At 51.4% G+C, this 12,016-nt stretch carries 14 protein-coding genes; 1 reads left to right on the top strand and 13 read right to left on the bottom strand.

What is annotated here, in order from left to right:
* Positions 1-5: 5 nt before the first annotated feature.
* The 12 genes from holB to yceD form a co-directional block, all read right to left on the bottom strand.
* On the bottom strand, positions 6-1,025 hold the full coding sequence (holB, locus tag ACM5QY_RS19820) for a DNA polymerase III subunit delta' (RefSeq protein ID WP_416122346.1): 1,020 nt from the start codon (positions 1,023-1,025) through the stop codon (positions 6-8).
* A complete protein-coding gene (gene tmk, locus ACM5QY_RS19825) occupies positions 1,022-1,672 on the bottom strand; it encodes a dTMP kinase (protein WP_416122347.1) in 651 nt (216 codons plus the stop codon). Before tmk ends, holB begins: the two co-directional genes overlap by 4 nt.
* Positions 1,662-2,687, bottom strand: coding sequence for an endolytic transglycosylase MltG (gene mltG / locus ACM5QY_RS19830; RefSeq protein WP_416122348.1), 1,026 nt, complete (start codon positions 2,685-2,687; stop codon positions 1,662-1,664). Before mltG ends, tmk begins: the two co-directional genes overlap by 11 nt.
* 14 nt (positions 2,688-2,701) lie before the next feature.
* Positions 2,702-3,499, bottom strand: coding sequence for an aminodeoxychorismate lyase (gene pabC / locus ACM5QY_RS19835; protein ID WP_416122349.1), 798 nt, complete (start codon positions 3,497-3,499; stop codon positions 2,702-2,704).
* Positions 3,500-3,716: 217 nt separating this feature from the next.
* The gene (gene fabF, locus ACM5QY_RS19840) at positions 3,717-4,958 is read right to left on the bottom strand and encodes a beta-ketoacyl-ACP synthase II (protein WP_416122350.1); all 1,242 of its coding nucleotides are present in this window, start codon (positions 4,956-4,958) and stop codon (positions 3,717-3,719) included.
* 99 nt (positions 4,959-5,057) lie between these two features.
* The gene (acpP, locus tag ACM5QY_RS19845) at positions 5,058-5,294 is read right to left on the bottom strand and encodes an acyl carrier protein (RefSeq protein WP_015690190.1); all 237 of its coding nucleotides are present in this window, start codon (positions 5,292-5,294) and stop codon (positions 5,058-5,060) included.
* A gap of 153 nt (positions 5,295-5,447) precedes the next feature.
* Positions 5,448-6,182 (bottom strand): 3-oxoacyl-ACP reductase FabG, encoded by a 735-nt coding sequence (gene fabG, locus ACM5QY_RS19850; RefSeq protein WP_013576245.1) that lies wholly within the window; start codon positions 6,180-6,182, stop codon positions 5,448-5,450.
* Between the two features lie 14 nt (positions 6,183-6,196).
* On the bottom strand, positions 6,197-7,126 hold the full coding sequence (gene fabD / locus ACM5QY_RS19855; RefSeq protein WP_416122351.1) for an ACP S-malonyltransferase: 930 nt from the start codon (positions 7,124-7,126) through the stop codon (positions 6,197-6,199).
* Between the two features lie 18 nt (positions 7,127-7,144).
* Complete coding sequence (locus ACM5QY_RS19860) at positions 7,145-8,098, bottom strand: beta-ketoacyl-ACP synthase III (RefSeq protein ID WP_416122352.1); 954 nt, start codon at positions 8,096-8,098, stop codon at positions 7,145-7,147.
* Positions 8,099-8,104: 6 nt separating this feature from the next.
* The gene (gene plsX, locus ACM5QY_RS19865) at positions 8,105-9,139 is read right to left on the bottom strand and encodes a phosphate acyltransferase PlsX (protein WP_416122353.1); all 1,035 of its coding nucleotides are present in this window, start codon (positions 9,137-9,139) and stop codon (positions 8,105-8,107) included.
* A gap of 48 nt (positions 9,140-9,187) precedes the next feature.
* Positions 9,188-9,355 carry a 50S ribosomal protein L32 gene (gene rpmF / locus ACM5QY_RS19870; protein ID WP_013576249.1) on the bottom strand — a complete coding sequence of 56 codons (168 nt, stop codon included), beginning with the start codon at positions 9,353-9,355 and terminating at the stop codon, positions 9,188-9,190.
* A gap of 12 nt (positions 9,356-9,367) precedes the next feature.
* On the bottom strand, positions 9,368-9,892 hold the full coding sequence (gene yceD, locus ACM5QY_RS19875) for a 23S rRNA accumulation protein YceD (protein ID WP_416122354.1): 525 nt from the start codon (positions 9,890-9,892) through the stop codon (positions 9,368-9,370).
* 142 nt (positions 9,893-10,034) lie between these two features.
* On the opposite strand from yceD, the gene ACM5QY_RS19880 reads away from it, so the two are divergent.
* Positions 10,035-10,628, top strand: a complete 594-nt coding sequence (locus tag ACM5QY_RS19880; RefSeq protein ID WP_416122355.1) for a Maf family protein — start codon at positions 10,035-10,037, stop codon at positions 10,626-10,628.
* Between the two features lie 59 nt (positions 10,629-10,687).
* Here ACM5QY_RS19880 and rluC read toward each other — a convergent pair whose 3' ends face one another.
* Positions 10,688-11,650, bottom strand: a complete 963-nt coding sequence (gene rluC / locus ACM5QY_RS19885) for a 23S rRNA pseudouridine(955/2504/2580) synthase RluC (protein WP_416122356.1) — start codon at positions 11,648-11,650, stop codon at positions 10,688-10,690.
* Positions 11,651-12,016 lie beyond the last annotated feature (366 nt).

Consider the following 12,016-nt stretch of genomic DNA (forward strand, 5'->3'; position numbering starts at 1 on the left):
CGGTTTCAGCGCGTCAGTAGCGAACTGAAAAATGAGGATGAAACGGAGCCACGCAGCATTTGCTCCCATTCCAGAAGTTGTTCGGTCAGCAGCAGTTCGCGATTCACGCCCACGATGGAGAGTAACTGCTGGCGGCAGTGCATCCAGGCGGCGACGGATTGTTGCAGCGAAGCATTGGATTGCGCACCGGCAAGCAGGCTAATCAGCGGCTGTTGATCGTGATTAATGATGAAATGTCCGGCCTGTTGCTGCCATTTGATGGCATCGAGTAACAGCGTCGCCAACCAGTACAAACGGTCAGCGGCGTCGTCATGATTCAATTGCGGCAGTAGCGAGAGCATATCCTGCTGCTGACATTGCGTATAAAGCTGCTGACACAGCCCCACACGTTGTTTCCAGCGCTCCGGCTGTAAAAGTTCCAGCGCAGACAACGGCGCGCCGTTGGTGAGCCGCAATGCGGTCTTAATCGCCACCGGATCCGCGTTAAGCTGGCGGTTAATCCATTGGACTGACAAGGCTTCTTCGGGCACCGGCAGATGCCAGTAGAAACAGCGGCTGCGGATAGTCGCCAGTAGCGCCGAAGGTTCACGGCAGCCCAACAGGAAATATGTGCCGGCAGGCGGTTCTTCGAGCGTTTTTAGCAAGGCGTTAGCGGCGGCTTCCGTCAGCAATTCCATCTGCGGGATCCACACCACTTTCGCGCCACCCTGCTGCGAATAATTGTACAGCGTTTCAATGAGCTGGCGGACCGGGTCGATACCCAGCGAGTTCTTGCCTTTTTCAGGCAACAAGGTATGCCAGTCAGGGTGATTTCCGGCGATCATCAGCTGGCAACTGTGACATTTACCGCAGCTTTTCCCCCCGTCTTTATGCTGGCAAAGTAACCAGCGGCTCAGGCCATAGACCAGTGCGTCATCGCCCATCCCTGCCGCGACATGCATCAGCAGTGAATGGTGTCCACGCCCGGTCTCATATTGCCCGATTAACTGGCGGTAAGGGCCGCTGAGCCACGGATACCAGCTCATGACATCTGGCCTTTTGCCGCTTGTTCATCGAACCAGTTTTTCAACGTCAGTTCGATTGAGGCTTTCACCTGTTCAAGGGTCTGCGACGCATCAATAGTTTTAATCCGGCTGTCGGCGGCGGCAAGTTCGAGATAACGTGCACGCGTTCGCTCAAAGAATGGCAACGCTTCCTGCTCGATACGATCCAGTTCGCCACGCGCACGGGCGCGTTGAAGGCCAATGGCTGGTGGCAGATCCAGATACAGTGTGAGATCAGGACGGAAATCGCCCAACACAGTGTCGCGCAACGAACTCATCAGTTTCGCATCAATACCACGCCCGCCGCCCTGATAAGCCTGCGACGAGAGATCATGACGATCGCCCACAACCCAGGCACCACGCGCCAGGGCAGGCAAAATTACGGTTTCCACCAACTGGACGCGGGCAGCATAAAGCATCAGCACCTCCGCTTTTACGGTAGGTTTTTCGCCGTCAACACCGCGTTTGAACAAATCACGCAGCTTTTCTGCCAGCGGCGTCCCACCCGGCTCACGGGTAAACACAATTTCGTCCACGCCATGCTGGCGTAACGCATTGACAACCACGTCATGAGCGGTGGTCTTCCCTGCCCCTTCAAGGCCTTCGATTACAATGAAGTTACTTTTCATTCTTGTTTTTCAGAGCCTCTAAATACACACGAACCGCCTTGTTGTGGTTCACAAGGTTAGTGCTGAAAGTATGCCCGCCTTTGCCGTCAGCGACAAAATAAAGATACGGCGTTTTTGCGGGGTGCGCCGCAGCCTGTAGAGAAGCTTCGCTCGGCATCGCGATAGGTGATGGCGGCAAACCGGTGATGACATAGGTATTGTAAGGCGTCGGCGTTTCTAAATCTTTCTTGGTGATATTGCCGGTATAGTTTTCGCCCATGCCATAAATGACCGTTGGGTCAGTTTGCAGACGCATGCCGATACGAAGACGGTTAATAAACACGGAAGCCACTTCCGGGCGTTCATCTTTTACGGCGGTTTCTTTTTCGATAATCGACGCCATCGTCACCATATCGGCGGGCGTTTTATATGGCAGCGAATCCGCACGGCCTTTCCAGATATCGGCAACGGTTTTTTCCATCCGCACATGGGCGCGTTTGAGTAACGAAATGTCGGTCATACCGGCGGTGTAATGATAAGTATCGGGATAGAGCCAGCCTTCTGCGTTTTTGGTGTCGGTAATGCCTAATGCCGCAGCAATCTCTTCGCTACTTTTGCCATCCAGCTCATGCTTCAGATATTCCGATTTCTCCAGTACTTTCATCCAGTCGCTCAGTTTAAAGCCTTCCACAAAGCGTATGCTGAACTGAGCTTCTTTGCCGCTTTTCAGCAATTCCAGCATCTGACGAACGGTCATTCCCTTCTCGAGACGATACGTCCCGGCTTTGAACTCGCTCAGCTCAGGCTCAAGGCGCAATAGCCACGGGAACCAGTGGCTGGATTTAATCAGTTTTTTATCAATGAGCAGCGTTTCCAGTGCCACACGCCCCGTACCGGCTGGCAGGGTGAAAATGGTTTCGCTGCTGACATTGATCGGGCGATCGGCGAACTGCTTCACTTTCTGGTAACTCAACGCCGCCAGCCCAAGCAGGATCAGGACAATCAGGGCGAAAAATTTCGTTTTTTTGTTCGTCATGGTTTGTTCACTTTTTAAAAGCTCTGGCGCAGGAAATTGTACAAATGCCGCTCGGCATAATGACGGTCACAGGCTTCCGCCACGGGTAAAACGGGCATCAGTGCATTACAAATCAGGATTTCGTCAGCATCCGATAAGGTTGCAGGCGTTTCACTGACCTGATGCAAAACCCAGGAAGACGTGGATTCAATCACCCGGATGAGATGCTGACGCATAATCCCGTTAACACCCGACTGCGATAAATCCGGTGTAAAGACCTGATGACCTTTGCGCCAGAATAAATTGGCCGCACAGCATTCCACCAGGCAACCCGAGGTGTCAACCACCAGCGCTTCATTGGCGTCTGTCTGGTCAAGATGCATTCGGATCATCACCTGCTCAAGGCGGTTGAGATGTTTGATTCCGGCCAGCAGGGGATTTTTACTCAGCATCACCGGGCTCAGCGCAAGCTTGACGCCACGTTCACGCCAGTTGTGATACTGCGTCGGATAATCTGACACTGATACAATGCGGGTTGGGCCGCTACATCCGGCAGCACTGTAACCTCGCCCGCCCTGCCCGCGCGTCAGAATAGTTTTCACCACACCTTCTTGCTGAGGCTGCGCTGCCCGGACCATTTCGCGCTCGAGTGCCTGCCAGTCCACGCCCTCAATCCGCAAGGCAGAGGTTGCACGTTCTAAGCGTTGCAGATGAGCGTCAAGAAACTGGATTTCGCCGTTCTTCACTCTGGCGGTCGTAAAACAGCCGTCGCCAAATTGCACCGAACGGTCTCCTGCCGGCAATGCAGATTGCGCCACACCGTTAATCCACATGGTTACTTCCTCCGGGCGTTAAGATTCTCTGACAGAAGAGCCTGCGTGAGCAGGCCTGTTGCATCAAGTGGAGCATTCTTACTTTATCGTACCGGGCCACGCAGAGGGCTGGAACACGCATTTTGTTGAACTGCCGTTTGGCGCAAACTGGCCCTTTTATGCAGACAGCAAAAAGGCCCAATAACGGGCCTTTAGCAGACGGGCAGGTTTACCTGACTCAGATTTTTCGGAAAACCAGTGAACCATTGGTGCCACCAAAACCGAACGAGTTACACAGTGAATAGTTCAGATCTTTTACCTGCCGCGCTTCATGTGCCACGAAGTCCAAATCACAACCTTCATCGGGATTGTCCAGATTGATGGTAGGTGGAACGACCTGATCACGCAGAGCAAGCAAGGTAAAGATAGATTCCACTGCGCCTGCTGCGCCCAGTAAATGGCCGGTCATGGATTTGGTCGAGCTGACCAGCACTTTCTTAGCATCCGCACCGAAGACAGACTTAACAGCCTGCGCTTCCGCTTTATCACCGGCAGCAGTAGAGGTTCCGTGCGCGTTGATATAACCAATTTGGGAAGCAGAAATACCGGCATCACGAAGTGCATTTTCCATTGCCAGAGCCGCACCCGCACCATCTTCCGGCGGTGAAGTCATATGGAAAGCATCGCTGCTCATGCCAAAACCCACAATCTCAGCATAAATTTTCGCACCGCGTTTGCGGGCATGTTCGTACTCTTCAAGCACCATAATGCCAGCGCCATCGCCCAGCACGAAACCATCGCGATCTTTGTCCCACGGACGGCTTGCCGCCTGGGGGTTATCATTGCGTGTTGAAAGCGCACGTGCAGCGCCAAATCCACCTACACCCAGCGGAGTGCTGGCTTTTTCCGCGCCCCCGGCCAGCATGACGTCAGCATCGTTATAAGCAATGATACGTGCGGCATGGCCAATATTGTGCACGCCAGAAGTACAGGCTGTGGCAATAGAAATACTCGGCCCGCGCAACCCAAACATAATGCTCAGATGACCGGCAATCATGTTAACGATGGTTGAGGGAACGAAGAAAGGGCTAATTTTACGAGGTCCGCCGTTAACCAGTGAGGTATGGTTTTCTTCAATCAGACCAAGGCCGCCAATACCGGAACCAATCGCCGCACCAATGCGCGTCGCGTTCTCAGCATTTACTTCAAGCCCGGAGTCTTGCATCGCTTGAATGCCGGCAGTAATACCATACTGAATAAAGGCGTCCATCTTGCGTGCATCTTTGCGTGGGATGAAGTCTTCACAGTTAAAACCTTTCACTAAGCCCGCAAAACGCGTTGCATAGGCACTAGTATCAAAATGGTCGATTAGGCTAATGCCGCTCTGACCGGCAAGGAGAGCGTTCCAAGTGGACTCTACAGTATTGCCGACAGGAGACAGCATGCCCAGTCCAGTCACTACAACTCGACGCTTAGACACGTGTGTCCTCCAGGGAGGGAAAAATAGTAGTACCGTGGGATATAAAAAACTTAGGCGGTCAAATGACCGCCTAACTATCTAAACTTAAAGCCTATACGCTTACTGTTGGCTAGCGTTAATAAAATCAATAGCTGCCTGAACAGTAGTGATTTTTTCAGCTTCTTCGTCAGGGATCTCGGTATCAAACTCTTCTTCCAGAGCCATAACCAGCTCAACGGTGTCGAGAGAATCAGCGCCAAGGTCGTCTACGAAAGATGCAGCATTCACTACTTCTTCCTGTTTAACACCCAGCTGTTCAACGATGATTTTCTTAACGCGTTCTTCGATAGTGCTCATACTCTTAAATTTCCTATCAAAACTCGCTTTCGCGATGGTTTTCGTAGTGTATAAAATGTTGAAAAAGATGCAACTAAATCCAGGCTGGTCAAACCACGAATTTGCTCTATTTTGCGGTTTTTACCGCAAAAAACGCAAATAGTTTCGTAATTTTTAAATCATGTACATGCCGCCATTGACATGTAATGTTTCACCCGTGATGTAGCTGGCCTCGTCAGAGGCTAAAAAAGCAACGGCGCTGGCAATTTCTTTTGCATCGCCCAACCGGTTGGCTGGAACTGATGACAAAATGCCTGCGCGTTGATCATCTGTCAACGCCCTTGTCATATCCGTCTCAATAAAGCCGGGAGCGACGACGTTAACAGTAATGCCACGTGAAGCGACCTCACGTGCCAAAGACTTACTAAAACCAATCAAGCCAGCTTTAGCCGCCGCGTAGTTCGCCTGCCCTGCGTTACCCATGGTGCCAACAACGGAACCAATTGTAATAATCCGTCCACACCGTTTCTTCATCATAGCCCGCATGACAGCTTTTGACAGCCGAAACACAGAAGTCAGATTCGTATCCAGGATATCCTGCCACTCATCATCCTTCATACGCATGAGAAGGTTATCACGGGTAATGCCGGCATTATTAACTAAAATATCAATTTCGCCAAATTCAGCTCGAATCGTCGCCAATACTTGCTCAATAGATGCAGAATCAACCACATTGAGCATAATACCTTTGCCGTTTTCGCCTAAATATTCGCCGATCGCTTCAGCACCTTTTTCGCTGGTCGCGGTGCCGATCACTTTTGCGCCGCCAGCAACCAGCTTTTCAGCGATTGCGCGACCAATGCCACGGCTCGCCCCCGTAACCAGTGCAATTTTGCCTTCGAAGCTCATACTCATCCTCTTAATTACTGCTCAAGTGCCGCAGTCAGGCTCGCCGTATCGTTCACAGCGGCCGCCGTCAGGGTGTCTACAATACGTTTAGTCAGACCGGTCAGAACTTTACCCGGCCCCACTTCCAATAACTGCTCTACGCCCTGTTCTGCCATGAATTCGACAGATTCAGTCCAGCGAACCGGGCTGTATAACTGACGAACCAGCGCACTGCGGATAGCATCCGCAGACGTTTCAACTTTGACGTCTACGTTGTTTACGACAGGATATTGTGGCGCACTGAAGATCACATTTTCCAACGCAACGGCCAGTTTATCGGCAGCTGGCTTCATTAATGCACAGTGTGACGGCACGCTGACAGGCAATGGCAGAGCACGTTTTGCACCTGCGGCTTTACAAGCAGCACCGGCACGCTCAACGGCTTCTTTGTTACCGGCGATAACAACCTGACCCGGTGAGTTAAAGTTCACCGGTGAAACGACCTGGCCTTGCGCAGATTCTTCACACGCTTTAGCGATAGCATCGTTGTCCAGGCCGATAATGGCGTACATCGCCCCGGTACCTGCAGGTACCGCTTCCTGCATCAGTTTGCCGCGCAGTTCAACCAGAGAAATGGCCTGTTTGAAATCCAGCACACCCGCGCAAACCAGCGCAGAATACTCGCCCAGGCTGTGGCCTGCCATCAGAACAGGCTGAGTGCCGTTCTGCTGCTGCCAGACACGCCAGATAGCGACAGATGCCGCCAGCAAAGCAGGCTGTGTCTGCCAGGTTTTATTCAATTCTTCAGCTGGCCCCTGCTGCACCAACTGCCATAAGTCATACCCCAGCGCCGAAGAGGCTTCGGCAAATGTTTCTTCAACAATCGGATGAGCCGTCGCTAAATCGGCCAGCATACCGAGCGTTTGAGAACCCTGACCAGGGAAAACAACTGCTATTTTTCTCATTTTTATCATCCTGTTAAATCAAAAACGTACCAGCGCCGAGCCCCAGGTAAAGCCACCGCCAAATGCTTCGAGCAGCACTAACTGCCCGCGCTGAATTCTGCCATCACGCACCGCTTCGTCAAGTGCAGCTGGCACGGAAGCCGCTGACGTATTACCGTGACGATCGAGGGTGACAACGACTTTATCCATCCCCATACCCAGCTTTTTCGCTGTCGCAGTGATGATGCGCAGGTTCGCCTGATGCGGAACCAGCCAGTCGAGTTCGGAACGGTCGAGATTATTTGCCGTCAGGGTTTCATCGACAATGTGCGCCAGCTCAGTCACGGCCACTTTGAAGACCTCATTACCCGCCATGGTGACGTAAGCCGGTTTTTCAGGCTCTGACTGGCTTGGGTAAGCCAGCGTCAGCAGGTTGCCGTAATGGCCATCTGCATGCATGTGCGTGGAAATAATGCCCTGCTCTTCGGATGCACCCAGCAATACTGCGCCAGCGCCATCACCAAAGAGGATCACCGTGCCGCGATCTTCAGGATCGAGTTTACGGGACAACACGTCAGAACCGATCACCAGCGCATATTTCACGGCGCCGTTTTTAATGTACTGATCGGCAACACTCAGTGCATAGGTGAAACCTGCGCAAGCGGCGGCCAGATCGAAAGCTGCAGAATCCTTGATGCCCAGCATATTCTGCACCTGGCAGGCTGAACTCGGGAATGCATGTGAAGATGAGGTTGTTGCAACAATGATCAGACCCACGTCGCTCGCGCTGACGCCGGCCATTTCAAGTGCTTTTTCTGCTGCGTGCAGGCCCATTGTGGCCACAGTCTCATCCGGTGCAGCGATACGGCGTTCACGAATACCTGTGCGGGTGACAATCCACTCGTCGGAGGTATCCACCATTTTTTCTAAGTCGGCATTAGACCGAACTTGCACGGGTAAATAGCTCCCCGTACCGAGAATCTTTGTATACATGTACGATCAGTCACTCTTGGGTAATACAGCTTTAAGGCGCGCGGCTATCCGCTGAGGGACCTGCCGCTGCACCGCCTGCACAGCCTGTTCGATAGCAACAGCAAACGCACGCTGGTTTGCTCCGCCGTGGCTTTTAATAACGATGCCCCGTAATCCTAACAAACATGCGCCATTATACTGGTCGGGGTTGAGATGGCTAAAACGCTTTAGCAATTTCTTCTGTACGATCCGACCTAGCCATTTCAGCCACCAGGCCTTCTTGCCGCCCTCTCCGGAGGATTTTAACAGTGACAAAAACATCCTTATTACACCTTCCATGGTCTTGAGCGTCACGTTACCGACAAAGCCGTCACACACCATCACGTCAGTCTTACCGGTTAGAAGGTCATTGCCTTCAAGATAGCCGATATAGTTGATTAGAGCGGTATTTTTTAAAATGGCAGCGGCTTCGCGGATGTTATCCAGCCCTTTGCTTTCCTCTTCACCGATATTCAGTAAGGCAACACGGGGGTGAGTAATACCCACCACCTGTTCGGCCATTACTGCACCCATAACGGCAAACTGAACCAGCATTGTGCTGTCACACTCAACATTGGCCCCCAGATCCAGCACCACGGTTTTACTGCGCTGCTGATTGGGCAATACGCTCATCAGCGCCGGGCGCTCAATGCCATCCAGAGGCTTTACAACCAGTTTGGCTAATCCCATCAGCGCACCGGTATTCCCGGCACTGACGCACGCCTGCGCGTCACCACTTTTGATCAGTTCCAACGCCACACGCATTGAGCTTCCTTTACTGGCCCGTATAGCTTGCGACGCGCGAAGGTCACTGGCTATCACTGATTCGGCAGGGATTATCCGAATTCGTTCTGTTAAGGAAGGATCGGCTTTGGCTAGGAAAGGTGTGATTGCGTCGGGATCACCGACCAGAAGAAGGTCTAATTCAGAATTAGAAATCAGTGCCTGCAATGAAGCAGGCACTGTGACGGAAGGACCGAAATCCCCGCCCATTACATCTAACGCGACGGTTAGACGAGTCAAGGTATCGCCTTGCCAGCACTTATCACGTGAATAAGTTGCAGGCAACTATCAGCCGATGACCTTGCGACCGCGGTAGAAACCGTCGGCAGTGATGTGGTGACGCAGGTGAGTTTCACCAGAAGTCTTGTCCACAGACAGAGTGGAAGTGGTCAGAGCGTCATGTGAACGACGCATGCCACGTTTAGAACGGGTTGGTTTATTCTGTTGTACGGCCATGGACCTTACTCCTTAATTACTTTTCTTTAAACTCGCTAATACGGCAAATGGATTTGGTTTCTCCGCCTCTGCAGGCAGTTTACCAAACACCATTTCCGCGTCGGACACTTCACAGTGTTCAGATTCATGTACCGGAACGACAGGCAGAGAGAGAATAATTTCGTCTTCAATCATTGCCAGCAAATCAACTTCGCCAAAATCATCGACTTCGATCGGCTCGTACGCTTCCGGTAATGCCTCAGCCTGCTCATCGTTTTGGACAGGACTAAAACAATACGTTGTGTGAACCTGATGTTCAAACGTCTTACCGCATCTCTGGCATTCCAGAGTTACAGCAACATCGGAGTGGCCGGTAATCACAGCCAGGCGCTGATTGTCGATATCAAACGACAAAGAAGTTTGTATGTCAGAATCCACACTAACCACTGATTGGGAAACCCGCGTCGCCTGTTCTGCTGTGTAGACACCTGTATAGTCTAGACGCTTCTGGGCTGTGCGGACCGCATCAACGGTCAGGGGTAATTTTACTTTTTGCATAGGGCGCGCATATTAACTTTGTAACGACATAGAGTCAAAGAAAAAGGCCTTAAAAAAACACCTTTCACCAATATTCGCTTCCACAGCGGCCGACAGTTTAAAATGTGCGATTGAATAACGCTACGCTTTGTGAAAAAAAATTATGCAGACACTCTCGAAAAAAATACTTTTGGCCTCGACTTCGATGTACCGAAAAGCCCTTCTGGCCAAGACCGGCCTCGTATTTTCATGCGCATCGCCAAACATTGATGAAACACCCGTTGCGGGTGAAAAACCCGATGAACTGGTTAAACGTCTGGCGCAATCCAAAGCTTCAGTACTGGGCGATGAATACCCGGAACACCTGATTATCGGCTCTGATCAGGTCTGCGTGATCGAGGGGCATATTACCGGCAAGCCCCATACCTTCGAAAATGCTTTCCGCCAGTTACGCGCAGCCAGTGGCAGGACTGTCACTTTTTATACCGGCCTGAGCCTTTACGACAGCCATAAACGTCAGGCACAAACGCTGTGCGAAACATTCGATGTCGTCTTCCGGGAGTTATCAGATGCGGAAATTTCTGGTTACTTGCATCGTGAACAGCCTTACGACTGTGCCGGAAGTTTTAAATCTGAGGGATTGGGCATCACACTTTTTAACAGCCTCTCAGGGCGCGACCCGAATACATTGATAGGATTACCGCTCATTGCCTTGCTGGATTTGTTGCGCGCGCACGGCGTAAATCCGCTGTTGTAGGTCAATAAGAATGAAAAGAGGCGCAACCTGTGCGCCCCTTGTGATAACGGGCAGAAACTTTAGCGTGAAGCGCTTTTGCTGCGCAGAATTTTTAAACAGTTGCGCAGTTTAGCGTCCATCGGTGCTTCGACGCGCATCGTTTCACCGGTGTTCGGATGTTCGAATCGCAGGGCGGCTGCATGCAGGAATAAACGGTTCAACCCTGTGCCCGTCAGTTTTGCGTCAAAATCACGCTCACCATATCGGTCATCAAAAGCAATCGGATGGCCAGCATGTAAGGCGTGAACACGAATCTGGTGCGTTCTGCCAGTGACCGGGCTGGCTTTCACCAATGTCGCAAACTCATAACGCTCTTCAATTTTGAAACGCGTTTCAGAAGGTTTGCCTTCTGCATTAACCCGGACAACACGCTCGCCGCTTTGCAAAATGTTTTTAAGCAAAGGAGCCTGCACGACTTTGCAATGCGACGGCCATTCGCCACGTACTAATGCCAGATAATCTTTCTGCATGCTTTTCACACGCAACTGTTCGTGCAACGAACGTAACGCAGAACGCTTCTTGGCGACGAGCAACACGCCTGACGTATCTCGGTCAAGACGATGAACTAATTCCAGGAAACGCGCTTCCGGACGAAGCGCGCGTAATCCTTCGATAACACCAAAGCTCAAACCGCTCCCGCCGTGAACAGCGGTGCCAGAAGGCTTATTCAGAATTAATAAGTAATCGTCTTCATATAATATGCAATCGGTCAGTGCGGCCACTTTATCGAGCTTGGCGGAGACAGGCGCTTCATCCCGTTCAGCAACACGAACAGGTGGCACACGGACTTCATCACCGGCCAATAGCTTATATTCAGGCTTAATTCTTTTCTTATTAACCCGGACTTCACCCTTACGCACGATGCGATAGATCATGCTCTTCGGCACGCCCTTAAGGATTTTGAGCAGGAAGTTGTCGATGCGCTGACCGGCTTCATCTTCAGAAATGGGGATTAATTGTACAGTTGGATTCTCAGTTTTCATGGCTCGCGATTCTAAATATCCGGCACGGTTCGCGCCACTGATTTTTATGTGCTTAACTTTAAGTTTACCAGTAACTGCCGAGGAAAACCTTCCCACTGCACCTGTTTTTAAAGAATACAAAAGTTAAGACAATGCGGCACATATCTCATTGAGGTAAATATCTTACCCGCATGGGAAAAGTCATCTTGCTATCAGAGTGCCTGCAATGGAATAATGAAGTCACTTTCGGCGTTGTTTCTCTTAAGTTAGGGAAAACGCAGGAATTATAGATTTGCCTGATCGCACAAAAGCGCAGCAATGGCGTAAGACGTAATGTGAAATCAAGCAATTAGCGGGCTGCGGGTTGCAGCTTGGCCGGCAAACGGA

This window comes from Rahnella sp. PCH160 (assembly GCF_047784855.1).
Lineage (GTDB): Bacteria > Pseudomonadota > Gammaproteobacteria > Enterobacterales > Enterobacteriaceae > Rahnella.

What these genes read in the sequence shown, in the direction of transcription:
- holB (WP_416122346.1), bottom strand. Translation starts at nt 1,025, where the DNA reads ATGAGCTGGTATCCGTGGCTCAGCGGCCCTTACCGCCAGTTAATCGGG.
- tmk (WP_416122347.1), bottom strand. Translation starts at nt 1,672, where the DNA reads ATGAAAAGTAACTTCATTGTAATCGAAGGCCTTGAAGGGGCAGGGAAG.
- mltG (WP_416122348.1), bottom strand. Translation starts at nt 2,687, where the DNA reads ATGACGAACAAAAAAACGAAATTTTTCGCCCTGATTGTCCTGATCCTG.
- pabC (WP_416122349.1), bottom strand. Translation starts at nt 3,499, where the DNA reads ATGTGGATTAACGGTGTGGCGCAATCTGCATTGCCGGCAGGAGACCGT.
- acpP (WP_015690190.1), bottom strand. Translation starts at nt 5,294, where the DNA reads ATGAGCACTATCGAAGAACGCGTTAAGAAAATCATCGTTGAACAGCTG.
- fabG (WP_013576245.1), bottom strand. Translation starts at nt 6,182, where the DNA reads ATGAGCTTCGAAGGCAAAATTGCACTGGTTACGGGGGCGAGCCGTGGC.
- fabD (WP_416122351.1), bottom strand. Translation starts at nt 7,126, where the DNA reads ATGAGAAAAATAGCAGTTGTTTTCCCTGGTCAGGGTTCTCAAACGCTC.
- ACM5QY_RS19860 (WP_416122352.1), bottom strand. Translation starts at nt 8,098, where the DNA reads ATGTATACAAAGATTCTCGGTACGGGGAGCTATTTACCCGTGCAAGTT.
- rpmF (WP_013576249.1), bottom strand. Translation starts at nt 9,355, where the DNA reads ATGGCCGTACAACAGAATAAACCAACCCGTTCTAAACGTGGCATGCGT.
- yceD (WP_416122354.1), bottom strand. Translation starts at nt 9,892, where the DNA reads ATGCAAAAAGTAAAATTACCCCTGACCGTTGATGCGGTCCGCACAGCC.
- ACM5QY_RS19880 (WP_416122355.1), top strand. Translation starts at nt 10,035, where the DNA reads ATGCAGACACTCTCGAAAAAAATACTTTTGGCCTCGACTTCGATGTAC.
- rluC (WP_416122356.1), bottom strand. Translation starts at nt 11,650, where the DNA reads ATGAAAACTGAGAATCCAACTGTACAATTAATCCCCATTTCTGAAGAT.